This window comes from Gardnerella leopoldii (assembly GCF_003293675.1).
Classification (GTDB): Bacteria; Actinomycetota; Actinomycetes; order Actinomycetales; family Bifidobacteriaceae; genus Bifidobacterium; species Bifidobacterium leopoldii.
In genome coordinates this window covers 36,716-59,227 of record NZ_CP029984.1, presented here as the reverse complement: position 1 = coordinate 59,227, position 22,512 = coordinate 36,716, and the positions used below count along the sequence as shown (strand labels likewise).

Below are 22,512 nucleotides of genomic sequence, written 5' to 3'. Positions count from 1 at the left end.
CCACTAAGCGCAAATATCAAAATCAGACTTCAGCTTCAGCATCTGTAATCTCGCGCACTTGCTCAACATTAGCTTTGAGCATATCTTTTAGCGCGTCAACTGAATCAAAAGCCTGTTGCGGACGCAAGAAACTAGCAAACTCAATGCAAACGCGGTGCCCGTACAAGTCTTTCCAATCGTCGAACAATCCGTAAGCTTCAACAGTGCGCTCTGCATCTTCTTCGCCATCTTTATTAAATGTTGGCTTAGTTCCAATAGAAATCGCAGCAGGCCAACGCCACGGAGAATGAACGCCTAAATGAAGCTCATCACGACGCAAAACACTCACATCTGGAACAGCATTTTTCGATGGTCTGACATCGTTCTTATTGTCAGCATCTAAATCAACAACCCAACCTGCATACACGCCATCAACTGGCACATAGCCTTCAATTTTTTCGCCAAGATTTACTGTTGGGAATCCAATCTCGCGCCCACGCTCGTCTCCATGAACTACTGTTCCTTCAACGCGATGCGGCTGATCCAAAATTTCACGCGCTTCTTTGACTCGACCAGTAGCCAACATCCAGCGCACATTTGTAGAACTCCAAGCACGCACTTTCTTATTTGGCATGCTCTTACTCCAAGCACGATATTCAGCTTTATTCATGCCCTCAGAAGGATCTTTAGGATCTCCAGGCTCCTGTGGAACTTCACGAACAATAGGATCAGGCACGCGAACGTCATCTGGACCCAAATCCTCTACTTCAATAAGCTCAAAAACTCCAGTTGCTTGAGACAACTCACGAATTGCTTTGATATCACCAGCACGACGAGCACCAAGCGCAGCATCAGAGCCAAGAACTAATGCTCGCATACCAAGCTTTCCAACGAGCTGACCTAAGAAGAAACGGTACGATTTTGCAGCAAAAGCAAGGCTGTAGCGCACAATCACAACATGATCAACATCCAACTGTGACATCACGCGCAAACGTTGACGCACGCTTGTAAGAGCATCCGGATCGTCCGGAAGTTTAGAATTAACGTCACCAAAATCATCGTATAAATCAGGATTAGCATGCACTACGCTTGGACGCGGATCAAACATAATCACTACTGAAAACGCTCCATGACGATGCGCAAGATCCACAGTACGACGAATAACCTCGCGATGACCTTTGTGCATACCGTCGAATACGCCAATGGTAACAACCGCTTTACGCTCTGCACTTAACGTTGGCCAATTAATCATGCCGTTGGCATCTGGTCGAATGTCGATGACCTTCATGATATCCTTACTATCCGCGTTCAAGCATTACTCAAGCAAACTACGCAAAATACGCAATTCGTTATTTTAAATACTTATCTAGTTTACCAGTCTTCTCGCTTGCCGGAAATACCACAATTGGTTTGATTTGATTACTTTTTATATTTTTTGTCAATTCAACTACTGCAACAACGTCACATTCCTCAGTATTTGCGTTTGAAACGTACGCTATTGCAGGATAATTTTCGTAATTTATGCCAGATTTAAGCTCAATCCAGCGCCCAAAACGTAAGTCTTTAGCTTGATTCTCATCAATGCTTAAAGTTGGAAGCGAATGCGAAGCTGCATCCATCATATTTAAGCAAATTTTAGGAAGCATATTATTTGCGTCAAAATCGTCACTAGGAACTGCTTTTGAGCGATGCTGCAATACTCCATTGCGATCAGTAAATTCTCGCATTTGAGCGCGAAGTTTAAGAACTCGCGAATCAGCAACCGAAAAATCACCAATGCTAGTGCGACGAAGCTGAGTAAGATGTCCACCAACTCCTAGTAAGCGACCTAAATCACGAGCTAAAGCGCGAATATATGTTCCACTACTGCAAGAAACTTTTGCAGATATATCGCATACGAGTTTCCCACTCACTCCCCTAGCAATTCGAGGATTACTCACTGAAAAATCACTAACAAATATCTCTCTAGGAGCAATCTCTACTGATTTTCCTTCGCGCGCTAAATCATAAGCGCGTTGACCATTAATTTTAATAGCAGAAAAAGCAGTAGGAGCTTGCATAATTTTGCCTACTAAATTTTCGCTAACAACTTGCTTAATTCGCTCAAAAGACAGTGACTTTTCAAAAGACATGTCTTTATTAGCGACGTGAACCCCCGGACCTATATTTAATGCGTCATCCGGAAGAATTTCACCTTCTGCATCATCAGTAGTAGTTGCTTCTCCTAAGCGGATTACTGCTTCATAGGTTTTATCATGCCCCAACATGTAATTTAAAAGTCGCGTTGCGTTGCCAAAACCTATGATTAGCAATCCTGTTGCCATAGGATCAAGCGTTCCTGCGTGCCCAACTCGTTTTGTATGCAACAAATGACGAGCGCATGCAACAATATCGTGACTTGTAACGCCCTGAGGCTTATCTACAAGCAGTAATCCTGAATCTGGTATGCACATAAGTTAAATCTAGCTACTATACGATTCACATTGAGTTTGCTTTGAGATTTAATTGTTGTCAGACGATTCAGACATGTCTTCAAAGTCGTCCTCTTCAAAATCGTCGTCGTCAAAATCGTCGTCGTCATCGAAATCATCGTCAGATTCTTCAACTTCGCGTGGCTTCTTATACGGATCGACATCACCAGCATACTTAGCATTTTCACGCAACTTAGCTAATTCTTCATCACGATGACGAGCTGCAACAAGAATATCCTCAATTTCGTGCGCTTCAGACGGCACTTCGTCATAAATAAATTGCAATTGAGGAGTCAAACGCAATCCAGCTTTTGCACCGACCAAAGAGCGCAGTCGACCGTGAGCCTGCTGCAAAGCTTGTGCTGCACGCTGACGCTCGCCCTGCTCTTTGCCTTCGTGACCAAGTTGAGTCCAGTAAACCTTTGCAATTTGCAAATCGTTCGTAACACGCACTTCCGTAATAGTCACACTCGCCAAACGCTTATCATGCAAATGCGATTCCATATTGGAAGCGATTACGCGCTGAATTAATGCTGCAATACGTGCAGCTCTAGGATTCGTTCCTGCCATAATTACTTGCGCTCAATCTGCTTCATTTCAAAGGTTTCGATTATATCGCCAAGCTCAATGTCATTAAAGCTGCCGAGATTAATACCAGCTTCGTAACCTTCGCTAACGGATTGCACGTCATCCTTAAACCTACGCAAGCTGGAAATCTCCAAGTCGTTGACTGTAGCAACGCCGTCGCGCAAAATACGGCACTTCGTACCGCGCTTGACTTCGCCATCTTGGACCATAACACCAGCAATATTGCCGAACTTGGAAGAACGGAAGATTTCGCGAATCTCAGAGTGAGAAGTGACAACCTCTTCAAATTCTGGCTTAAGCATACCCTTCAAAGCAGCTTCGATATCTTCGATTGCCTTGTAAATAACCGAGTAGTACTTAACTTCCACGCCTTCGCGCTCAGCCAAATCAGCAACCTGACGGTTTGGACGCACGTTGAATCCAATAATCACAGCCTTATCGACAGTTGCCAAGTTCACATCATTCTGAGTAATTGCACCAACACCGCGGTGAATAACCTGGATGCCAACTTCCTCAGAGACCTCAATCTTCATCAAGGAATCTTCCAAAGCTTCAACAGAACCAGAAGAATCGCCCTTAATAACGATGTTCAGCATGTCAACTTCAGACTTAGCGAACTGTTCCTTAAGGCTTTCAAGAGACACAACCTTGCGGCGCTTAGCAAGCTGAGCTGCACGCTCTGTAGCTGCGCGCTTTTCAGCAATTTGACGAGCAGAACGATCGTCCGAAGTAACCAAGAACAAGTCGCCAGCGGTTGGAACAGAAGTCAAACCAAGCACCTGAACAGGAGTGGAAGGAGCCGCATCCTGCAAATGCTTGCCGTTCTCGTCGAGCATAGCGCGCACACGACCATAAGAAGTGCCAGCAACAATAGAATCACCGACGTGAAGAGTACCTTGCTGCACAAGAACAGTAGCAACAGCACCACGACCCTTATCGAGTCGAGCTTCGATAGTTGCACCGCGAGCATCCATATTTGGATTTGCTTTAGGATCAAGCTCAGCGTCAGCAGTCAACAACACAGCTTCAAGAAGCTTATCGACGTTCGTGCCCTGCTTTGCAGAAATATCCACGAACATGGTGTCTCCACCGTAATCTTCAGCAACTAAACCGTATTCTGTAAGCTGACCGCGAACCTTATCTGGGTTAGCACCTTCAACATCAATCTTGTTCACAGCCACAACAATTGGCACATGAGCAGCTTGAGCGTGGTTAATAGCTTCAACAGTCTGAGGCATCACGCCGTCGTCTGCTGCAACAACAAGAATTGCAACGTCTGTAAGCTCAGCACCGCGAGCACGCATAGCAGTAAACGCTTCGTGGCCTGGAGTATCGAGGAACGTAATCTTACGAGGCTTTCCTTCAAGATTTACAGTTACTTGATAAGCACCGATGCGCTGAGTAATGCCACCTGCTTCGCGATCGATAACATTCGACTTACGAATGGTATCAAGCAAGCGAGTTTTACCGTGATCGACGTGACCCATAACTGTTACTACAGGCGGACGAGACTGCAAATCGTCATCTTCTTGCAGCTCTTCTTCGTCCAAATCGATGTCAAACTGCTGCAAAAGCTCTTTATCTTCTTCTTCAGCAGAAACAATGCTGATATTCCAGCCGATTTCTTCACCCAAAATTTGGAATGTCGACTCATCCAAAGATTGTGTAGCTGTTGCCATCTCACCCAAGTGGAAGAGAACAGTTACCAAAGCTGCTGGATTTACATCGATCTTTTCTGCCAAATCAGAAAGAGTTGCGCCTTGACGCAAGCGAATCGTAGCACCGTTACCAGAAGGAATACGCACACCGCCAATCACTGGTGCTTTAAGCTCTTCGTATTCACGACGTTTCGCCAAGCGATTCTTACGAGCCTTAGAAGATTTACCACCTTGACGACCGAATGCACCTGCAGCTCCTGCACGACCGCGACCGCCACCACGCGATGGACCACCATTAGGTGCGCCCGCTGCAGCAGCCTGGAAGCTAGCTCCTTGAGACGCAAAACGAGATTCTGCAGATGGGCGAGAAGATGCACCAGAGCCTGCACCTGCGCCACCTTGACCGCGACGCTGACCCGACCACTGCGATGAGCGTGCGCCACCTTGACCAGAGCGACCGCCACGTGAGCGACCACCGCGTTCTGCACGTTCACCACGCGAACCTTGAGCTCCAGAGCCACCTTGACCCGGACGACCACCGCGGCCATTTTCAGCGCCAGGACGAGACATCGGATGAGGACGTGGAATATCTCCAGGTGTAGGAGCACGCATACCTTGCTTACGGCTAAACGGATTATTACCAGGACGTGGAGCAGATGCGCCTGCACCTTGTGCATTCTGGTGCGGACGAGGGCGAGGAGGCATCTGTGAACGATCTGAGTGAGATTGACCTTGAGCTTGCTGTCGCGATTCGCCGCGATTATCATTGCGGCGATCATTTTTTCTATTTTCGCCGGCAGACGCATTAGAACGCGAAGTATTGTTTGAACGAGTATGATTTGCACCCGGCTTTGGAGCAAAATGAGAAGCTGTGTTATGCACAGGCTGGTTAGCAGAAGAGCCAGCTACAGAATCACTGTGTGACGAATCTTTAGCTTGAGGTTTAGCCTGCGGCTTAGCTTGAGGCTTAGCTTTTGGCGCAGCAGGCTTACTTGCACTAGATGCCTTTTCGGACTTATTTCCGTCAGATGCTAACGCTGTTTGCAAACGACGGACTACTGGAGCCTCAACTGTTGAAGAAGCAGACTTAACAAATTCGCCCATGCTCTTCAAACGCTCCAACACGGTTTTACTGTCTACACCAAATTCTTTGGCCAGTTCATACACGCGCTTTTTAACCACTCAGTGTTCTCCTCTGTCTGTGGCAGCGCTAGTACACGCGACCACTTTACATTATTGCGAGCTTATTATTTATTATCGTGCGATATATCATCGTGCGACCATGATCTTATACCTCGTCTCCCGCCGGACGATGGCGATTGCCTTTCGCCCAGATTCCAGCTTTTAGCATACTCGAAACGTTGGATTGGCTCGAGTGTCGCTAAATGCCACGCGAGAGACTACTTTATTTGCACACCACTAGCAAAATAAACAATCAAGAAGTGCTAAACATTGCGGAAATATCAACCTAAAAAATATTTAGCACTTCTCAATTAACAATCTATTCAGCAGCAGATGCGTTATTATTCAAATCAACTGAAGCAGGCTGAGCATTTTGTGCTTGAGCTGCAGCAACCTTCTTAGCATGCTCTTCCGCAGACTCAATACCAATCTTCCAACCAGTCAACTTTGCAGCCAAACGAGCGTTCTGACCTTCTTTACCAATAGCAAGAGAAAGCTGAGCATCATGAATAAAAGCAACTGCAGTTTGATTCTTTTCACTCACTACTTGCACTTGTGTAGCAGTAGCAGGCGAAAGAGCAGCAGCAACAAACTTTGCTGGATCAGACGACCAATCCACAATATCAATCTTCTCTTGACCCAAGTTTTCCATTACAGCACGCACGCGTGAACCGCCAGGACCAATTAAAGCACCCTTTGGATTCACACCTTCAGTATTAGCTCTAACAGCAATCTTTGTGCGAGCACCGGCTTCGCGCGCAATCGACATAATAGAAACTGCTCCAGAAACAAGTTCCGGCACTTCTCGCTCAAAAAGACGACGAACTAATTCAGGATGTGAACGTGAAACAACAATTTCTGGACCACGCAGACCGCGAGCAACATTTACAACATATACGCGAATACGCTCGCCATGGCGGTAACGTTCACCTGGAACCTGCTCGCGACGCGGCAAAATAGCTTCAACGTCTCCAACAGCAACGTGGATGTTAGTGTTATCTTTTGCGTCTTGTTGAATGATGCCGTTAATAAGCTTGCCTTTTTGACCAGAAAACGCACCAAATACGCGGTCATCTTCAGCTTTACGGAAAATTTGACTAATAACTTGACGAGCCGTCGCAGCAGCTAAACGACCAAAATCACGCGGAGTATCGTCATACTCCTCTCCCAGCGTTGGGGCTGGATACGGGTTATCTTCAGTAGGTTTACCAGGAATTTCATCCCTAGCCCACACAGTGAACGAACCTGCACGTTCGTCCAATTCAACTCGCACATGCTTTGCAGGATGAGCGGTTTTCATATACGCAAGACGCAAGGCCTCGGCGAGCGCCTCGTCCAGCTCCTCGGCATTAATCCCCTGCTGTGCCGCAAGCTGATGCATTCCCGCCAAATCCAATTCCATCGCGCACGTCCTCTCGTTATAACGCATTAATTTATGATTATTAATTGTAACTATTAGAGCACACTTATTTTTTTCTTCTAACAACAGTTAGCTTTAATTGTTACAGACTTAGAACAAATACCAAATTAATAAATCGATATTGGTCACAGTCAGTGGCTATTTTAGTAGATTATGCAGACACTTTATGTTTTGTTAAATGATATGCACAAACAAGTAAAACGCAGTATTGCCAGAGCACTCGTGCTTCTTATATGCGTTTTAATATCTCCACTTCTAACAGCTTGCGGAACATTGCAAAACATTCATGTCGAGCATACAGTTCACACAGCAGCTCCAGAAAATGCATGTGCTAAAGCATACAGGCTTGCGCAAAAAAGGCAGCGCGAAATCAAGAAGAACCAGAATAACACATCCCTTAAGGATTTTGAAACTGCAGCGAAATATTGGAAAACTGTCGCTCAGCAATGCCCAGGAAGATTAAGCGAAAGTATTGTATACAGCACGCAAGCTCAATGGGAAATGCTTTCAAAGAAAAATAGTGACGAAAATTCAAATAATGTAAGCAATAAAAGCGGAAACGAAAGCTCAGAAAATACAAAAACTACAACAGCGCAACAAATGGAGCATGATTCATACGCGAATCTTATAGAAGTAATAAATCATTACAAAAACTTCAAATGGACACATCAGCCCTTGGCTCAAGCTGCAGAAGCTGAAGACAAACTTGCTTTTATTTTACAGACACTAGCAGCGCGAAAAGAGCAAAATATTGCATTGGAATACAGCGATATGGCGTCGACAAATGCTCAAACTCTTATGCGAGCTGCAGGAGAAGGAACAGACTTGCGCAAAAAAGTTTACGATATTCCTCAAGAGACGTTAGAAAGCGGAAAAACACATGATTCAGTAAACGGAAAAGATCTGCCGATTACCGCTATAGCTTACATGGATTGCGCTAGAGAAGAACTAGCTGCTTTTAATCAAATAATAACGATTACGTCAAAAAATAATAATGCATCCGAGAATAACGTTACTGCAAAAAGCGATGATAACGATTCTGTAATGCGCGCCCAACAAACTCTTAAAAATGCAATTGTGCAATTAATCACATCTAGACTGTTAAGAGCTTATGAGCTTGGGTATCCTACTGATGCAAAACTTATTTTGAAGTAAAACTTAAACTTAGTGCTTTTAGCCTATACGGCATTCCCCTTTACACACAAAACAGGACTTGACTTCAAACGCGAGATAAGTTGCGCACGTTTGGAGCAATTTCCAAAACAAAACGCTCCAAACGCGAGAGAAAGTTCGCGCGGATTACGCGCTTGCTGCTGAGCTTGCGCGGAAATACACTAGTCTGCCCTGCCTGCGTCTTTATTGACGCAAGCTCGGCGAATTAAAAAAGCCTAAAGCAATTTACAGCTTTAGGCTTGGTTAATTCGCGGATGAAGCGAGATTCGAACTCGCGGAGGAGTTTACCCTCACACGCTTTCGAGGCGTGCTCCTTAGACCGCTCGGACATTCATCCACTTGCGATTTGTCGCACTGCAAGCGCGCACAAACGCAACTTTTCAATTGTAAACCATGCCGCGAATATAAAATCCATGGTGCGTTGAAACGTTATAACTCAGACGAATCACGGCGAGCGCGAATTTTTTCAGCGCGAGAAGCAAGCTCCTCATCAGGAGGATAAGCTACATATTCCAATGTCAATCCATGAGGATCAATTGGACCCGTCGAGCCTTCACGAAGAGGAACATTAATCTTTTCCTCAAACCAATCAAGAGAACGCTTTCCACAACCAATTTGCACACAAGCTTGCACAAGAGAACGCACCATATTGTGCGCAAAAGCATCAGCGACAATAGTAAATTCAAGCAAACTTTGTTCAATAGGAAGAACAAATCCAGTACTATTCTGCGCATCCTTTGACCCAACTCTGTGCCATCGAGCCTGCTTAACTTCGCGAATAGTAGTTCCGCCAGGATTCGGCTTAGCAAATGAGCCAAAATCATGCAAACCAACCATAAGACGCGCAGCCTGATTCATAGCATCAATATCAAGCTCTGAATCAAAACGCAAAACAAAGCCGCGCATACGAGGATCATATTTAGCTTTGCAATACCCATCAGCAATACGATACACATATGTGCGCTCTAGCGCAGAAAATCTAGCATCAAAGCCATAAGGCGCAACACTAACCTTGTGTATAACAATATCCTGCGGAAGCACATGCCTCAGCCTATACTCCAGCGCACTAACACCATCTAAACCAGTATGCCCTATGCAACGCTGCAATGTTTCATCTGAAATATCTAAATGACACACTTGATGAGATGCATGAACGCCAGTATCCGTACGACCAGCAACAGTAAGACGCAACGATTCAGTAGGATCATTTTCCGGGACGCGCAAAACCATATGCAATGCTGCTTCAATATCACCTTGAACAGTGCGCAAAGTAGGCTGCTTAGCCCAACCATAAAATCCGCCGCCGTCATAAGCCAAATCCAAGCGAAGTCGCATTTAAAAACCTTTCCAAACAGACTTTACACTAGCTTTTCTTATCCGAACCGCCCACAAGCGCAAAAGCGCTCATAACACTACGAATCAGCTCATGAGTCTTTGAATCCATATGCATCGCAACCTTCAATAATTTAGGAACAACTTCCGACCAATGCAAAGACATTTCATCAAAAGTTGGGTAACCCAAATTACTAAAAATCTTATAAACAGCGTCAATCCTGCGCTTGCGCTCTTCAAACGGCAAATTCATCATCCACTCGTTCGCTGCCTTAGAAACTGCCAGCGCGCGCAGCGTTACGCAATCGCAGTAATCAAAATCGCCATTCTTAACTTGCCAATACATGCCAAAATGTTGCATTAAGCCAATAGAATCGGCAGTCGTGACTTTATACGGCACCCCAGTATCCATAATCAGTCCAATAAAAGCAGACTGCGGAACTACTTTTTCAATACGACTTGAAACATTCGCAAAAACGCTTGTATCCACTACATCAGACGCAAAACCAGGGCCGTCCATAGAATAAATTTTTGATACAAGGTCACCTAGTTTTTGACTTGTAGCATCTAAGCGCATAGCCGCATAAGCAGCCATGTTCCCACCTTTTGAATGACCGACAACAATAATATTTGAATTATTATTTTGCAAGTCTACGGAAGATTTTGAAAAGCGGGCAAAAAGTTTGTTCGCAAAAAGTTTATTAAAGAAGTTTTTATTAGAATAACGTTTGCTATATCTTTGCGCTACAGAAGTCAAATATTCAGCAGCAGATTCTTGCGCTGGCACTGGGCAGCGGAAAGCCATGTTGAAATCTTCTTTCCACCCAACAAGCGTATTATCAGTGCCACGATACGCAACAACAAGAGTATGAGGATTATCAATCCCCTCGCAATTGCTAAGATCAAAAGTAACTCCAGCAAACTGCTGTTCTAATGATTCGTCAATATTTGATTCATCAAACCTCTCAAGATACTCCCCTACGCGAATTCCCCTATACCTAGGGCTGGAAGCGACAGCAAGAAGCAGCTTCCTACGGAATTTATCTACTTTAGGAGCCCCAGAAGCAAACATTGACGAATAGTCTTCTATTCTAAGCAATTCGTTAATAGATACAGTCGAAATATTCTTTGGATTATCGCAATATTTTGGCACGGAAGTTGGCATATTTATATAAGATAGCTCGCACAAAATCAGCGCATCCACGGCATTAAACTTGCGCTGAGCGAAGGTAGAGAAATCGTTGCGCAACAAATCAATAATATTCGGCATAACTTAATAATAATACAAATAAAAAACGAGCCGAGGAACTAACCTCGACTCGTCTTAGCAATTCTTTAAGAAGCGATTAAACGCTTGCTTTAAGATTCACTTTACCGATGCGTAAAGCTGGAATATAAACTACTCGGCAGCTTCTTCTTTAGCTGCAACCTTAGTAGCTGCTTCAGCTTCCTTCACAACAGCCTTCTTTGGGCTTACTGGCTCAGTCACGAGCTCAATAATTGCCTGAGGAGCGGTATCACCACGACGTGGAGCAATCTTCACGATGCGGGTGTAACCACCTTCACGCTGCTTCATCTGCTCAGCAATCTGAGTGAAAAGCACGTGAACCACGGACTTGTTGCGAATTACACGCAACACACGACGACGCGAATGTAAATCGCCACGCTTAGCGAATGAAATCAAACGCTCAGCAAGCGGACGAAGACGCTTTGCCTTTGGCAACGTCGTTACGATACGACCGTGCTGGAAGAGGCTGGTCGCCATATTGGCCAGCATCAGGCGCTCATGAGCCGGGCTAGAAGCCAGACGAGGGCCTTGTTTCGGTGTAGGCATTATTACTCCTTATTGTCGCATCGCTCAGGTGGGCATCAACCCGAACATCCGAACGTTACGACGATTGCAGGCGGAACTTACTCGTCTTCAGGCGAGAAGAAAGTGCCACCTTCGAGATTATTGGCGTCGAAGCCAATCGGTGAAGCCTTCAAAGACAGACCCATTGCCTGCAACTTCTCTTTAACTTCATCGATGGATTTCATGCCGAAATTACGAATATCGAGCAAATCCTGCTCAGTGTGAACTACCAGTTCGCCGACTGTATGAATACCCTCACGCTTCAAGCAATTATAGCTACGCTGAGTAAAATTCATATCTTCAATCGGTATAGCCAACTGAGAATCAGCTTCATCATGAGTTGGCGCTGGACCAACTTCAACACCTTCAGCATCAACGTTAAGCTCACGGCAAAGACCGAAAAGCTCAACTAAAGTCGAGCCTGCAGATGCAACTGCATCACGCGGTGTAATAGCTGGCTTGGTTTCCACATCCAGGATGAGCTTATCGAAGTCCGTGCGCTGTTCCACGCGGGTAGCTTCGACCTTATAGCTCACCTTCAAAACTGGTGAGTAGATCGAATCCACAGGAATGCGGCCGATTTCGCTGTTCTCCTGCTTGTTCATCTGAGCTGGCACGTAGCCGCGACCGCGTTCAACAGTAAACTCAATTTCAAGTTCACCATCTTCTGCGAGTGTAGCAATATGCAAGTCAGGGTTAGCAATAGTAACACCGGCTGGAGGAGTAATATCTCCAGCAGTGGCTTCACCTTTACCATTCTTGCGCAAATACATCACTACAGGCTCGTCGTACTCACTCGTGAGCACGATGCCCTTGATGTTCAGCAGAATTTCAGTGACATCTTCTTCAACACCTGGCAGAGTCGTAAACTCATGCAGAGCTCCAGAGATGCGAACCGAAGTAACGGCAGCACCTGGAATAGAGCTTAACAAGGTACGACGCAGCGAATTGCCGAGAGTGTAGCCAAAACCTGGTTCCAGCGGCTCAATAGTAAAGCGAGAACGCTGGGGATTCAGTGATTCCTCGGTAAGTGTCGGACGCTGTGCGATAAGCACTTTGGTATCCTTTCAGCTTCTGGTCGGTGGTGCACTCGCCGCCCATAAGCGGGTTGGATGGATGGATTCGTAAGAGTGCTCAGACGCGGCGACGCTTTGGTGGGCGTACGCCGTTATGCGCTTGCGGGGTAACGTCGGTAATAGAACCAACTTCGAGACCCGCGGACTGGAGGGAACGGATAGCGGTTTCACGACCGGAACCTGGACCCTTAACAAACACGTCGACCTTCTTGAGGCCATGCTCCATTGCCTTGCGTGCGGCAGACTCAGCAGCCATACCTGCAGCGTAAGGAGTCGACTTACGGGAACCCTTAAAGCCGACATCACCGCCGGAAGCCCAAGAAAGGACTGCACCGGATGGATCGGTAATGGAGATAATCGTGTTATTGAATGTTGATTTAATATGCGCCTGCCCAACCGGCACCGACTTGCGGTCCCGGCGACGCGGCTTGCGCGAGGCTTGCTTTGCAGCTGCCATTGACCCTCGTTTCCTAATGACGAATGAGTTGGTATGTCTAGACGATGGAAATATATCCGTGGCCTAGAGCCGACCACCGACTACTATCGGGTGGCCTTCTTCTTCCCGGCGACAGTACGCTTCGGACCCTTGCGAGTACGAGCATTAGTCTTGGTACGCTGACCACGCACAGGAAGACCCTTGCGATGACGCTGGCCTTGATAGCAGTTGATCTGAATCTTACGACGGATGTCAGCGTCGATCTCACGACGCAAATCGCCTTCAATCTTGTAATTGGCCTCAAGATAATCACGCAAGGTGATCAGCTGTTCATCCGTAAGATCCTTGACGCGAGTGTCCGGATTAACACCGGTCGCGGCAAGCGTTTCCTTAGCGCGAGTACGACCAACACCAAAAATGTAGGTGAGGGCAATCTCAATGCGCTTCTCATTGGGAATATCTACTCCGGCAAGACGTGCCATTGTAATTCCTTTACTGTTACGCAGGTCGTGCACCAAGTCTTCCGCATTAATAGAAATTAAATGCGGCCTGGGCCTGCGCACCCAGGGTTCAGCTTCTGCTGTGACTTAGCGCCTTATTCTTTGTATTCCGCGATGGAAATCTGCTCAGCCCTGACGCTGCTTATGACGTGGGTTAATGCAGATCACCATGACGCGGCCGTGACGGCGGATCACGCGGCAGTTTTCGCAGATCCTCTTCACGCTAGGGCTGACCTTCATGGTTTTCCTTTGCTTGTACCTTACTTATAACGGTACGTAATACGCCCACGATTCAGATCGTAAGGGCTCATCTCTAGCACTACACGATCTTGAGGAAGAATGCGAATATAATTTTTACGCATCTTACCAGAGATCGTAGCTAAAACAATGTGCTCATTCTCAAGCTGAACGCGAAACATCGCATTTGGTAGTGCTTCTACTACCGTGCCTTCGACTTCAATCACACCGTCTTTTGCCATGAGCCTCGTTCCGTTCCTTGGGCATACTACTTTGCGCATCCGAAGACACGCCAATCTTCTATAATACAGTAAATGCGTCCCATTCAACACTCGGCGTGTCGAACAGAACGCATCTTACTTTTTAAATTTAAAAACGCACTACTTAATTAAGTGATTCAACAATGCGATTATTGATTTCCTTAATATCTCCAACGCCATCTACTTCAACCAACTGACCGCGGCTATCATAAATATCAAGCAATGGAGCTGTTTCTTTCTCATACGTTTCCAAACGCTTAGCAATTACTTCTGGAGTATCGTCAGAACGGCCTTGCTCCACTGCACGCTTTTGCATGCGTTCGAGCAAAACATCGCGCTCAGCCTCGAGAGCCACAACGTGATCAAGAGGAGTGCCAAGCTCTTCCAACATACGATCTAAAGCTTGAACCTGAGAAGCGTTGCGAGGATAACCGTCGAGAATCCAACCACTCTTTGCATCATCTTGAGCAAGACGATCCTTAACAATGTTGTTAGTCAGCTCATCTGGAACCAACTCGCCCTTGTCAAGATATCCCTGAACCTGTTTTCCAAGCTCAGTATGATTCTTAAGGTTATAGCGGAAAATATCACCAGTAGAAATCGCTGGAATGCCATAATGCTCACTTAACAAAGCGGCCTGAGTGCCTTTTCCAACGCCCTGTGGACCCATAATTAGTAATCGCATATTCATCTCCTTGGCTCGCTAACTGTAGTTACTTAGATACTTGCTTTTGCTCATCATGCTTGAACAAGAAACCAGCATACTGGAATTGTTCAGTCTGAGCCTTTGCTTGACGCAACGTATCCAAACCAACGCCAGCAATAATCAAAATTGTTGTACCACCGAATGGCAATTTTGTATTCAAATGCAAAGCCATAATCAAAACGGTAGGAATCAATGCAACAAAGAGCAAATAAATAGCACCGACAGTATTCAACCTGTTCATAACATAGCTAAGATAATGACTTGTAGCACTACCAGCGCGAATGCCTGGTATGAAGCCACCATACTCTTTCATGTTATCTGCAGTCTCATCAGGATTAAAAGTAATCTCTGTGTAGAAGAAGCAGAAGAACACAATCATTACTGTGTAAAACGCAATATACCAAGCAGAAGTGGAATTAGCCAAATTAGCTTCAATCCAATTCACCCAAGCCTTGCTCTTATCTCCAAACTGGGCAATAAGAGTAGGAACAGCAAGAATTGACGAAGCAAAGATTGGTGGGATAACACCACTCATATTCACCTTTAATGGCAAATAAGTCGAAGAGCCACCATACATTTTTCGGCCAATCATGCGGCGCGTATACTGCACAGGAATACGACGTTGAGCAAGCTCAACAAAGTCAACAAATATGAGGATAACAATCAAAACGCCACCAACAATAGCGAACTTATTCCAATCGCCATTAGAACCGTTGGTGCCCCAACCAATTTCCCAAAGCTTTGGCAAGAAGCCAGAGCAAATAGACATAAAGATTAAGACAGACATGCCTTGACCGATACCCTTATCGGTGATGAGTTCTGCCATCCACATAATAAGACCAGTACCGCCAGTCATGATCAAAACCATGACAATAAGGCTCCACATGCTTCCGTCTGGAATAATATTATTTCCGCACTGATAATTAAACAAAGCACCCGTACGTGCTGTTACCAAAATCGTAGTAGATTGCAAAATTGCCAATCCAATAGTTAGATAACGCGTGTACTGCGTAAGCTTTGTTTCTCCAGACTGACCTTCCTTATGAAGAGCTTCAAAGCGAGGAATAACCACGCGCAAAAGCTGAATCACAATGGAAGCAGTGATGTAAGGCATAACACCCAAAGCAAAAATAGAAAGCTGCAACAGCGAGCCACCTGAGAACAAGTTAACTAACCCAATAAAGTTCTCGCTCGATGAAGCTAATTTAACAGTGCAAGCATGCACAACTTTATAGTCCACACCCGGAATCGGAATAAATGAACCAATACGATAAATAATTATCATAGCGAAGACGAAGAGGATCTTGTTCCTCAACTCCTTCGTCCTGAAGGCCTGGATTAACGTTTTCACCTGGGTCTTCCTCCCTTTTTTCGCGCACTCCTAGGCGCAACAGTGCAAAAAACAAACTCTGAGGCAATAGTTTAACCCACGGTACCTACTGAAATAGGTTATTGGTGAGTTTTGGTGATAAAAATAGTCCCTCTAGACAATGCTAGAGGGACTATCACAGATTTATAACTGCATCAAGCTTTAAGTAGCCTTTAACTACTCTTCGCTGATGGAGCCGCCGGCAGCCTCAACCTTTGCCTTAGCAGAAGCAGAAGCTTTCATACCCTTAAGAGTCAAGGCAACAGTTAATTCACCATCACCAAGAACCTTCACAGGATAGCCATCACGTACAGCGCCCTTAGTAATAAGGTCAGCTACAGTAACCTCGCCACCCTTTGGGAAAAGTTCAGCAAGATCTGCAACGTTGACGACTTGGAATTCCTTCTTGAAAGGACTCTTGAAGCCACGCAACTTAGGCAAGCGCATGTACAGTGGGAGCTGGCCACCTTCGAAGCCAGGACGAACCTGATAACGCTTCTTTGTGCCCTTATCACCACGACCTGAGGTCTTACCCTTAGAGCCTTCACCACGACCTACACGGATGCGATCCTTCTTAGCTCCTGGAGCTGGACGCAACGTGTGCATATGCAGCATTGGTTCTTCGTTAGCCATAATCAGTCGACCTCCTCGACGCTCACCAAGTGGCGAACGGCCATAACCAAGCCACGATTGACGGGGGTGTCCTCGCGAACTACGCTGTGACCAATCTTATGAAGGCCGAGCGTATGAACATTCGCGCGCTGGCGCTCAGTTGTATGAACTAAACCATGCACCAGAGTGATCTTCAAATTTGACATCACTCACCATCCTTTGCTTCAGATGCCTTGGCGGCCTGAGCTTCTTCGCGAGCCTTGCGAGCTTCGGCAATGCCGGCAGCACGCTCACGGAGCAAAGCATCAGGAGCGACTTCCTCAAGAGAAAGACCACGACGAGCAGAAATCTCTTCTGGCTCTTCGAGCTTCTTCAAAGCGTCCACAGTAGCACGCACTACGTTTACAGCAGTTGCAGAGCCCATGGACTTGGTGAGGATGTCCGTAATGCCGGCGCATTCCATAACAGCGCGCACAGCACCACCAGCAATTACACCAGTACCTGGAGCAGCTGGACGGAGCAACACAGTACCAGCAGCATCGTGACCGAGCACTGGATGAGTGACGGTACCACGAATGCGTGGAACAGTGAACATATGCTTCTTAGCGTCAAGCTGACCCTTAGCAATAGCAGCTGGAACTTCGCGAGACTTGCCGTAACCAACACCAACAGTGCCCTTACCGTCGCCAACAACAACAAGTGCTGCAAAGCTAAAGGTACGACCACCCTTGTGGGTCTTGGAAACACGGTTAATAGTAACTACGCGATCCAGAAGCTCTTCGCCACGGTTTTCTTCACGACGATTACGACGTTCGCCGCGTTTACCCTCGCCCTTGTTACGGCGAGAACGACGATCATCGTTACGCTCCTCAGCGGATGCCTGAGTGTTCTGAGTTTCTTCAGCCACTTGGGTTTCCTTTTCGTTGTCGCTCACAGTGCCAGACCTCCCTGACGGGCGCCTTCAGCCACTGCTGCGACGCGACCATGATATTTGTTACCGCCACGGTCGAAGACTACAGCGGTGATACCCGCTTCCTTCGCCTTAGCCGCTACTAATTCGCCAACCTTGGTTGCAGCTTCAGTCTTCGTGCCAGTGAAACCAGCGAAGTCAGCAGTCAAAGTGGAAGCGCTTACCAAAGTAATTCCCTTGGTATCATCCACAATCTGAGCAACCATATGACGGTTAGAACGGGAAACAACTAAACGAGGACGTTCAGCTGTGCCGGCAATGTGCTTACGAAGACGGGCGTGACGACGCAAACGTGCGACTTTGGTACCCTTACCGAAAATCTTAACGCTCATATCACTTACCAGCCTTTCCAGCCTTGCGCAGGATACGTTCATCGGTGTACTTAATACCCTTACCCTTGTAAGGTTCTGGAGCACGAAGCTTACGAATGTTAGCAGCAACCTGGCCAACAGTCTGCTTATCGGTGCCCTTTACGATTACCTGGTTAGGATTTGGCAACTCGAACTCAATACCTGCCGGTGGTTGAACGGTAATAGTGTGAGAATAACCGAGCGAGAACTCAATGCCCTTGCCCTTCATCACTGCACGATAACCGGTACCGACAATATCCAAAGTCTTGGTGTAGCCGTCATGCACACCCTTCACCATAGAAGCAACAATTGCGCGAGCCAAACCATGCTTTGCACGAGTTGGGCGCAAATCGTCAACTGGAGTCAGAACAATCTGATTGTCAGCGACTGCTGCGGTGATTCCCTCTGGAATTTCATAAGAATCAGAACCCTTAGCGCCTTTGACGCTGAAGGACTGACCTTCAATCTTTACTTCCACGCCTGCAGGAATGTCGACGGGGAGCTTACCAATATGCGATGCCATCTTCAGCTCTCCTTTCTCACCATACGTAGGCGACGATTTCGCCGCCAATGCCTCGATCGAGGCATTCCTTCTGAGTCAACAATCCCGAGCTGGTCGAGATAATAGCAATACCGAGGCCACCAAGAGGCATTGGCAAAGCATCAGACTTTGCGTAACGACGCAAGCCTGGCTTAGAAATGCGCTTGATGCCTTGGATAGAACGCTGGCCATTGGAGCCATACTTCAACGTAATTTCCAACGTCTGTCCAACCTTAGCTTCCTTAGCAGCGAAGTCCTTAATATAGCCTTCGTGCTTCAGAATCTCGGCGATATTCGCCTTGAATTTGGAGTACGGCATTTCCACGGTATCGTGCTTTGCCGCGCTCGCATTACGCAGACGTGTCAACATGTCTGCGATTGGATCTGTCATTGTCATGTGGGCTAACGCCCTTTCTCGCCGTGGTTTCCACCGCCTCTATATGAGAACTTTGTCTTCAAGCAGTGGACCTTCAGCGTCGATATTTACCAACTGGACTTCGTAACACCCGGCAACTCACCGCGATGAGCCTTCTCACGAAGGCAGATGCGGCACAGACCGAACTTGCGATACACGGAGTGAGGACGACCACAAACCTGGCAACGCGTATAAGCGCGTACCTTGAACTTCGGCTTGGCGGCCGCCTTGTTTTTCAGAGCGGTTTTTGCCATTTCAGTTCTCCTTGAATGGGAAACCGAGGTGCTTAAGCAAAGACTTGGCCTCCACATCGTCCTTGGTGGTAGTCACCACGGTGATGTCCATACCACGCTGATGATCAATCGAGTCAGGATCGATCTCATGGAACATAGACTGTTCCGTAAGACCAAAGTTGTAATTACCCTGACCGTCAAACTGGTTGCCATTGATACCACGGAAATCGCGGATACGAGGCAAAGCCAGAGTGAGCAAACGATCCAAGAATTCCCACATACGATCGCCACGAAGAGTTACGTAAGCACCGATAGCCTGACCTTCGCGCAAATGGAACTGAGCGACAGACTTCTTTGCCTTAGTTACCTTTGGCTTCTGGCCGGCAATCAAAGTGAGATCCTTAATCGCACCTTCGATGAGCTTAGAATCACGAGCTGCAGCGCCGACGCCCATAGAGACGACAACCTTCTGCACGCGAGCCACCTGCATAGGATTAGTGTGGCCGAATTCTTTCTCCAAGGCTGGTACGATTTCATCCTTGTATTGTTGCTTTAAGCGCGGAGTTGCCGGCAACTCAACTGTAGTATCGGTCATGCCAGCTCCTTTCCGGACTTCTTGGCGACACGCACGCGCACGGTCTTAACCTTGCCGTCACGAGCCTCTTGCTTAACAATCACGCCAACGCGTGTAGGCTGCTTGGTCTCTGGATCAATAACCATCACATTAGAGCGATGGATTGGAGCCTCAACCGAAACAATGCCCGCCTGCTGACCCTGCTGGGTGGCGCGAACGTGCTTCTTAACGACCTGAACGCCTTCTACGATCAAACGGTCATCGGCTAGTACACGAACTACTTTGCCTTCCTTACCGCGATCCTTGCCGCGAATGACCTTCACCTGGTCGCCGGACTTAATCTTGGCTACCATATCAGATCACCTCCGGAGCAAGGGACACAATCTTCATGAAGCGCTGATCGCGCAATTCACGACCGACTGGTCCGAAGATACGAGTGCCTTTTGGTTCACGACCGGAGCCGAGAATTACGGCGGCGTTCTCATCGAACTTAATATAGGAACCATCGACACGGCGATGTTCCTTGACAGTACGGACGACGACAGCCTTAACTACGTCGCCTTTCTTGACCGACCCGCCAGGGATCGCGTCCTTGACGGAGGCGACGATGATGTCGCCGATGCCGGCATAGCGTCGCTTCGATCCACCGAGCACGCGGATGGCAAGTAACTCCTTAGCACCCGTGTTGTCGGCGACATGAAGCCGCGTTTCCTGCTGAATCATTGATTCTCCTTAGCCGAGCTGGTTCTCCCCACTCACCTGTGTCTACCACAGTAGCAGACACAGGTGAAGCGCGGAGCCTTGCCGAACTTGTTTACTTGGCGCGCTCGATAATCGAGTCGAGACGCCAACGCTTGGTCTTGCTCAGTGGCCGAGTTTCCATAATACTCACGAGGTCGCCAATATGTGCCTCATTGTGTTCATCATGGGCTTTGACCTTGCGGGTGGAGCGAACGACTTTACCGTAAAGCGGGTGTGTCGAACGCTGCTCCAGCTCAACGGCGATTGTCTTGTCCATGGCCTCGGACACGACGTAGCCGCGACGAACCTTGCGGAAGTTGCGCTCTTGGTTCTCAGCCATGCTTACTTCTCCTTGACCTCAGTGGCGCCAGGCTCTTGGCTGATGCCGAGTTCACGCTCACGCAGGATAGTATACATCCTGGCAATGTCGTGCTTGACCGCCTTGAGGCGAGCGCTGTTTTCGAGTTGACCAGTTGCTGCCTGGAAGCGCAAGTTAAATAGCTCTTCCTTAGACTTCTTCAAGAAGCCTTCGATCTCAGCATTTGTCTTCTCGTTCAAATTCTTGATGGTGTAGTCTGCAGTTCCGACTGGCATCAGATGTCACCGCCTTCACGCGCAATAACACGGCATTTCATTGGGAGCTTATCGATAGCGCGGCGCAAGGCCTCGCGAGCGATGTCCTCAGAAACACCACCGATCTCGAACATTACGCGTCCTGGGTGGATGTTGGCAATCCAGAATTCTGGAGCACCCTTACCGGAACCCATTCGCGCACCAAGCGGGTGCTTGGTTAATGGACGATCTGGGAAGATCGTAATCCACACACGACCGCCACGCTTAATGTAGCGAGTCATTGCGATACGAGCTGCCTCGATCTGTCGGTTAGTGATGTAAGCCGGAGCCAGCGCCTGAATACCAAAATCGCCGAAAGCGATCTCGGTGCCACCCTTAGACATGCCGCTACGGGTAGGACGGTGCTGCTTACGATATTTAGTCCTCTTTGGGATAAGCATCTGCTCACTCCTTCGTTTCCGTTGCGGCAGGAGCTTCAGCAGCTGCAGCTTCAGCTGGCTTTTCAGCCTGTGCTTCAGCAGCCTTCTGCTGGTTAGCAGGACGTGCGCCACGACGTGGACGACGATCGCCACCACGACGACCTTCACGCTTACCCTGCTGAGCCTGCTGCTCTTCGAACTCACGCTCGGTCATATCACCCTTGTAGATCCAGACCTTTACGCCGATACGGCCGTATGTGGTCTTAGCTTCAAAGAAGCCGTAATCAATCAAGGCACGAAGAGTCTGCAGTGGAACGCGACCCTCGCGATAGAACTCAGAGCGGCTCATTTCGGCGCCACCAAGGCGACCGGAGAGCTTGATACGGATACCCTTGGCACCTGCACGCATTGCATCTTGCTGTGCCTTACGCATAGCACGACGGAATGTAACACGGTTTGTCAACTGCTCCGCAATTCCCTGAGCAACCAACTGAGCGTCAAGTGCAGCATTCTTCACTTCGAAGATGTTGAGCTGTACTTGCTTGCCTGTGAGCTTCTCGAGCTTTGCGCGAACGCGCTCAGCTTCAGCGCCACGACGACCGATGATAATACCCGGACGAGCAGTGTGAATATCTACACGAACGCGATCACGAGTGCGCTCGATAACGATACGAGATACGCCAGCACGCTCGAGGTCATGGCTCATTTCCTTGCGAATCTTGTCATCCTCAAGGACGAAGTCACGATAACGCTCGCCAGCTTTGTTGGAGTCAGAGAACCACTTAGAGCGATGATTCTCGGTGATGCCCAGGCGATAGCCGAAAGGATTGATCTTCTGACCCATC

At 47.6% G+C, this 22,512-nt stretch carries 29 protein-coding genes, 1 tRNA gene and 2 pseudogenes; 1 reads left to right on the top strand and 31 read right to left on the bottom strand.

Features of this window, described 5'->3' with window-relative positions; genetic code table 11:
* Positions 1 to 22: 22 nt before the first annotated feature.
* From ribF to nusA, 6 genes and pseudogenes are all read right to left on the bottom strand, one after another.
* Positions 23 to 1,267, bottom strand: coding sequence for a bifunctional riboflavin kinase/FMN adenylyltransferase (gene ribF / locus DOD25_RS00350; RefSeq protein ID WP_004105442.1), 1,245 nt, complete (start codon positions 1,265 to 1,267; stop codon positions 23 to 25).
* Positions 1,268 to 1,328: 61 nt separating this feature from the next.
* On the bottom strand, positions 1,329 to 2,432 hold the full coding sequence (gene truB, locus DOD25_RS00345; RefSeq protein WP_112928495.1) for a tRNA pseudouridine(55) synthase TruB: 1,104 nt from the start codon (positions 2,430 to 2,432) through the stop codon (positions 1,329 to 1,331).
* Between the two features lie 48 nt (positions 2,433 to 2,480).
* Positions 2,481 to 3,020, bottom strand: coding sequence for a 30S ribosome-binding factor RbfA (gene rbfA, locus DOD25_RS00340; RefSeq protein WP_112928494.1), 540 nt, complete (start codon positions 3,018 to 3,020; stop codon positions 2,481 to 2,483).
* A gap of 2 nt (positions 3,021 to 3,022) precedes the next feature.
* A pseudogene (gene infB, locus DOD25_RS00335) lies at positions 3,023 to 5,554 on the bottom strand (translation initiation factor IF-2); the annotation flags it as partial.
* Between the two features lie 176 nt (positions 5,555 to 5,730).
* Positions 5,731 to 5,878: pseudogene (locus DOD25_RS06525) on the bottom strand (translation initiation factor IF-2 N-terminal domain-containing protein); the annotation flags it as partial.
* A 319-nt stretch (positions 5,879 to 6,197) separates the two neighbouring features.
* Complete coding sequence (gene nusA, locus DOD25_RS00325; protein ID WP_004105450.1) at positions 6,198 to 7,280, bottom strand: transcription termination factor NusA; 1,083 nt, start codon at positions 7,278 to 7,280, stop codon at positions 6,198 to 6,200.
* A gap of 171 nt (positions 7,281 to 7,451) precedes the next feature.
* Here nusA and DOD25_RS00320 point away from each other — a divergent pair, with 171 nt between their 5' ends.
* Positions 7,452 to 8,453, top strand: a complete 1,002-nt coding sequence (locus DOD25_RS00320; protein ID WP_004105452.1) for a hypothetical protein — start codon at positions 7,452 to 7,454, stop codon at positions 8,451 to 8,453.
* Between the two features lie 269 nt (positions 8,454 to 8,722).
* Here DOD25_RS00320 and DOD25_RS00315 read toward each other — a convergent pair.
* From DOD25_RS00315 to rpsC, 25 genes are all read right to left on the bottom strand, one after another.
* Positions 8,723 to 8,808 (bottom strand) — tRNA-Ser (locus DOD25_RS00315).
* 92 nt (positions 8,809 to 8,900) lie between these two features.
* Positions 8,901 to 9,806: a tRNA pseudouridine(38-40) synthase TruA gene (truA, locus tag DOD25_RS00310; RefSeq protein ID WP_064340474.1), complete on the bottom strand. Its 906-nt coding sequence runs from the start codon at positions 9,804 to 9,806 to the stop codon at positions 8,901 to 8,903.
* Positions 9,807 to 9,834: 28 nt separating this feature from the next.
* Positions 9,835 to 11,073, bottom strand: coding sequence for an Mbeg1-like protein (locus tag DOD25_RS00305; RefSeq protein WP_064340475.1), 1,239 nt, complete (start codon positions 11,071 to 11,073; stop codon positions 9,835 to 9,837).
* Between the two features lie 129 nt (positions 11,074 to 11,202).
* A complete protein-coding gene (rplQ, locus tag DOD25_RS00300; RefSeq protein WP_004129014.1) occupies positions 11,203 to 11,637 on the bottom strand; it encodes a 50S ribosomal protein L17 in 435 nt (144 codons plus the stop codon).
* A 77-nt stretch (positions 11,638 to 11,714) separates the two neighbouring features.
* On the bottom strand, positions 11,715 to 12,710 hold the full coding sequence (locus tag DOD25_RS00295) for a DNA-directed RNA polymerase subunit alpha (RefSeq protein WP_004574084.1): 996 nt from the start codon (positions 12,708 to 12,710) through the stop codon (positions 11,715 to 11,717).
* Between the two features lie 79 nt (positions 12,711 to 12,789).
* Positions 12,790 to 13,188: a 30S ribosomal protein S11 gene (gene rpsK, locus DOD25_RS00290; protein ID WP_004105468.1), complete on the bottom strand. Its 399-nt coding sequence runs from the start codon at positions 13,186 to 13,188 to the stop codon at positions 12,790 to 12,792.
* Between the two features lie 83 nt (positions 13,189 to 13,271).
* On the bottom strand, positions 13,272 to 13,649 hold the full coding sequence (rpsM, locus tag DOD25_RS00285; RefSeq protein WP_004105472.1) for a 30S ribosomal protein S13: 378 nt from the start codon (positions 13,647 to 13,649) through the stop codon (positions 13,272 to 13,274).
* A 144-nt stretch (positions 13,650 to 13,793) separates the two neighbouring features.
* On the bottom strand, positions 13,794 to 13,907 hold the full coding sequence (gene rpmJ, locus DOD25_RS00280) for a 50S ribosomal protein L36 (RefSeq protein ID WP_003842636.1): 114 nt from the start codon (positions 13,905 to 13,907) through the stop codon (positions 13,794 to 13,796).
* A gap of 20 nt (positions 13,908 to 13,927) precedes the next feature.
* A complete protein-coding gene (infA, locus tag DOD25_RS00275) occupies positions 13,928 to 14,146 on the bottom strand; it encodes a translation initiation factor IF-1 (RefSeq protein ID WP_004105485.1) in 219 nt (72 codons plus the stop codon).
* Positions 14,147 to 14,288: 142 nt separating this feature from the next.
* Positions 14,289 to 14,849, bottom strand: a complete 561-nt coding sequence (locus DOD25_RS00270) for an adenylate kinase (RefSeq protein ID WP_004574085.1) — start codon at positions 14,847 to 14,849, stop codon at positions 14,289 to 14,291.
* Between the two features lie 28 nt (positions 14,850 to 14,877).
* Positions 14,878 to 16,221, bottom strand: a complete 1,344-nt coding sequence (gene secY / locus DOD25_RS00265; protein ID WP_004574086.1) for a preprotein translocase subunit SecY — start codon at positions 16,219 to 16,221, stop codon at positions 14,878 to 14,880.
* A 195-nt stretch (positions 16,222 to 16,416) separates the two neighbouring features.
* A complete protein-coding gene (rplO, locus tag DOD25_RS00260) occupies positions 16,417 to 16,872 on the bottom strand; it encodes a 50S ribosomal protein L15 (RefSeq protein ID WP_004105490.1) in 456 nt (151 codons plus the stop codon).
* A 2-nt stretch (positions 16,873 to 16,874) separates the two neighbouring features.
* Positions 16,875 to 17,057 (bottom strand): 50S ribosomal protein L30, encoded by a 183-nt coding sequence (gene rpmD / locus DOD25_RS00255; RefSeq protein ID WP_004105491.1) that lies wholly within the window; start codon positions 17,055 to 17,057, stop codon positions 16,875 to 16,877.
* A complete protein-coding gene (gene rpsE / locus DOD25_RS00250; RefSeq protein ID WP_004574087.1) occupies positions 17,057 to 17,785 on the bottom strand; it encodes a 30S ribosomal protein S5 in 729 nt (242 codons plus the stop codon). Before rpsE ends, rpmD begins: the two co-directional genes overlap by 1 nt.
* Positions 17,782 to 18,153, bottom strand: coding sequence for a 50S ribosomal protein L18 (gene rplR / locus DOD25_RS00245; protein WP_064340476.1), 372 nt, complete (start codon positions 18,151 to 18,153; stop codon positions 17,782 to 17,784). Before rplR ends, rpsE begins: the two co-directional genes overlap by 4 nt.
* 1 nt (position 18,154) lies before the next feature.
* Positions 18,155 to 18,694, bottom strand: coding sequence for a 50S ribosomal protein L6 (rplF, locus tag DOD25_RS00240; protein WP_004105494.1), 540 nt, complete (start codon positions 18,692 to 18,694; stop codon positions 18,155 to 18,157).
* A gap of 16 nt (positions 18,695 to 18,710) precedes the next feature.
* On the bottom strand, positions 18,711 to 19,109 hold the full coding sequence (gene rpsH, locus DOD25_RS00235) for a 30S ribosomal protein S8 (RefSeq protein WP_004105495.1): 399 nt from the start codon (positions 19,107 to 19,109) through the stop codon (positions 18,711 to 18,713).
* Positions 19,110 to 19,195: 86 nt separating this feature from the next.
* Positions 19,196 to 19,381, bottom strand: a complete 186-nt coding sequence (locus DOD25_RS00230; RefSeq protein ID WP_003808046.1) for a type Z 30S ribosomal protein S14 — start codon at positions 19,379 to 19,381, stop codon at positions 19,196 to 19,198.
* 1 nt (position 19,382) lies between these two features.
* Positions 19,383 to 19,955, bottom strand: a complete 573-nt coding sequence (gene rplE, locus DOD25_RS00225) for a 50S ribosomal protein L5 (protein ID WP_004109679.1) — start codon at positions 19,953 to 19,955, stop codon at positions 19,383 to 19,385.
* Positions 19,952 to 20,287, bottom strand: a complete 336-nt coding sequence (rplX, locus tag DOD25_RS00220; protein WP_004105501.1) for a 50S ribosomal protein L24 — start codon at positions 20,285 to 20,287, stop codon at positions 19,952 to 19,954. Before rplX ends, rplE begins: the two co-directional genes overlap by 4 nt.
* A 1-nt stretch (position 20,288) precedes the next feature.
* Positions 20,289 to 20,657: a 50S ribosomal protein L14 gene (gene rplN / locus DOD25_RS00215; protein ID WP_004574089.1), complete on the bottom strand. Its 369-nt coding sequence runs from the start codon at positions 20,655 to 20,657 to the stop codon at positions 20,289 to 20,291.
* A 91-nt stretch (positions 20,658 to 20,748) separates the two neighbouring features.
* Positions 20,749 to 21,015, bottom strand: a complete 267-nt coding sequence (gene rpsQ / locus DOD25_RS00210) for a 30S ribosomal protein S17 (protein WP_004114365.1) — start codon at positions 21,013 to 21,015, stop codon at positions 20,749 to 20,751.
* A gap of 2 nt (positions 21,016 to 21,017) precedes the next feature.
* Positions 21,018 to 21,269, bottom strand: a complete 252-nt coding sequence (gene rpmC / locus DOD25_RS00205) for a 50S ribosomal protein L29 (protein WP_004105502.1) — start codon at positions 21,267 to 21,269, stop codon at positions 21,018 to 21,020.
* Positions 21,269 to 21,688, bottom strand: a complete 420-nt coding sequence (gene rplP, locus DOD25_RS00200) for a 50S ribosomal protein L16 (RefSeq protein ID WP_004109684.1) — start codon at positions 21,686 to 21,688, stop codon at positions 21,269 to 21,271. Before rplP ends, rpmC begins: the two co-directional genes overlap by 1 nt.
* Positions 21,689 to 21,692: 4 nt before the next feature.
* Positions 21,693 to 22,511 carry a 30S ribosomal protein S3 gene (gene rpsC, locus DOD25_RS00195; protein ID WP_004574090.1) on the bottom strand — a complete coding sequence of 273 codons (819 nt, stop codon included), beginning with the start codon at positions 22,509 to 22,511 and terminating at the stop codon, positions 21,693 to 21,695.
* Position 22,512 lies beyond the last annotated feature (1 nt).

Excerpts from the sequence above, each read along its gene's own strand:
- rplQ (WP_004129014.1), bottom strand. The coding sequence starts at position 11,637 with ATGCCTACACCGAAACAAGGCCCTCGTCTGGCTTCTAGCCCGGCTCAT.
- rplN (WP_004574089.1), bottom strand. The coding sequence starts at position 20,657 with ATGATTCAGCAGGAAACGCGGCTTCATGTCGCCGACAACACGGGTGCT.
- rpsQ (WP_004114365.1), bottom strand. The coding sequence starts at position 21,015 with ATGGCTGAGAACCAAGAGCGCAACTTCCGCAAGGTTCGTCGCGGCTAC.
- truB (WP_112928495.1), bottom strand. The coding sequence starts at position 2,432 with ATGTGCATACCAGATTCAGGATTACTGCTTGTAGATAAGCCTCAGGGC.
- nusA (WP_004105450.1), bottom strand. The coding sequence starts at position 7,280 with ATGGAATTGGATTTGGCGGGAATGCATCAGCTTGCGGCACAGCAGGGG.
- rplX (WP_004105501.1), bottom strand. The coding sequence starts at position 20,287 with ATGGTAGCCAAGATTAAGTCCGGCGACCAGGTGAAGGTCATTCGCGGC.
- rpsM (WP_004105472.1), bottom strand. The coding sequence starts at position 13,649 with ATGGCACGTCTTGCCGGAGTAGATATTCCCAATGAGAAGCGCATTGAG.
- rplP (WP_004109684.1), bottom strand. The coding sequence starts at position 21,688 with ATGCTTATCCCAAAGAGGACTAAATATCGTAAGCAGCACCGTCCTACC.
- rplF (WP_004105494.1), bottom strand. The coding sequence starts at position 18,694 with ATGGCATCGCATATTGGTAAGCTCCCCGTCGACATTCCTGCAGGCGTG.
- rplE (WP_004109679.1), bottom strand. The coding sequence starts at position 19,955 with ATGACCGATACTACAGTTGAGTTGCCGGCAACTCCGCGCTTAAAGCAA.
- rplR (WP_064340476.1), bottom strand. The coding sequence starts at position 18,153 with ATGAGCGTTAAGATTTTCGGTAAGGGTACCAAAGTCGCACGTTTGCGT.
- rpsH (WP_004105495.1), bottom strand. The coding sequence starts at position 19,109 with ATGACAATGACAGATCCAATCGCAGACATGTTGACACGTCTGCGTAAT.
- rpsC (WP_004574090.1), bottom strand. The coding sequence starts at position 22,511 with ATGGGTCAGAAGATCAATCCTTTCGGCTATCGCCTGGGCATCACCGAG.
- DOD25_RS00230 (WP_003808046.1), bottom strand. The coding sequence starts at position 19,381 with ATGGCAAAAACCGCTCTGAAAAACAAGGCGGCCGCCAAGCCGAAGTTC.
- rplO (WP_004105490.1), bottom strand. The coding sequence starts at position 16,872 with ATGGCTAACGAAGAACCAATGCTGCATATGCACACGTTGCGTCCAGCT.
- rpmC (WP_004105502.1), bottom strand. The coding sequence starts at position 21,269 with ATGCCAGTCGGAACTGCAGACTACACCATCAAGAATTTGAACGAGAAG.
- rbfA (WP_112928494.1), bottom strand. The coding sequence starts at position 3,020 with ATGGCAGGAACGAATCCTAGAGCTGCACGTATTGCAGCATTAATTCAG.
- ribF (WP_004105442.1), bottom strand. The coding sequence starts at position 1,267 with ATGAAGGTCATCGACATTCGACCAGATGCCAACGGCATGATTAATTGG.
- infA (WP_004105485.1), bottom strand. The coding sequence starts at position 14,146 with ATGGCAAAAGACGGTGTGATTGAAGTCGAAGGCACGGTAGTAGAAGCA.
- rpsK (WP_004105468.1), bottom strand. The coding sequence starts at position 13,188 with ATGGCAGCTGCAAAGCAAGCCTCGCGCAAGCCGCGTCGCCGGGACCGC.
- rpmD (WP_004105491.1), bottom strand. The coding sequence starts at position 17,057 with ATGTCAAATTTGAAGATCACTCTGGTGCATGGTTTAGTTCATACAACT.
- DOD25_RS00305 (WP_064340475.1), bottom strand. The coding sequence starts at position 11,073 with ATGCCGAATATTATTGATTTGTTGCGCAACGATTTCTCTACCTTCGCT.
- truA (WP_064340474.1), bottom strand. The coding sequence starts at position 9,806 with ATGCGACTTCGCTTGGATTTGGCTTATGACGGCGGCGGATTTTATGGT.
- rpmJ (WP_003842636.1), bottom strand. The coding sequence starts at position 13,907 with ATGAAGGTCAGCCCTAGCGTGAAGAGGATCTGCGAAAACTGCCGCGTG.
- DOD25_RS00270 (WP_004574085.1), bottom strand. The coding sequence starts at position 14,849 with ATGCGATTACTAATTATGGGTCCACAGGGCGTTGGAAAAGGCACTCAG.
- DOD25_RS00320 (WP_004105452.1), top strand. The coding sequence starts at position 7,452 with ATGCAGACACTTTATGTTTTGTTAAATGATATGCACAAACAAGTAAAA.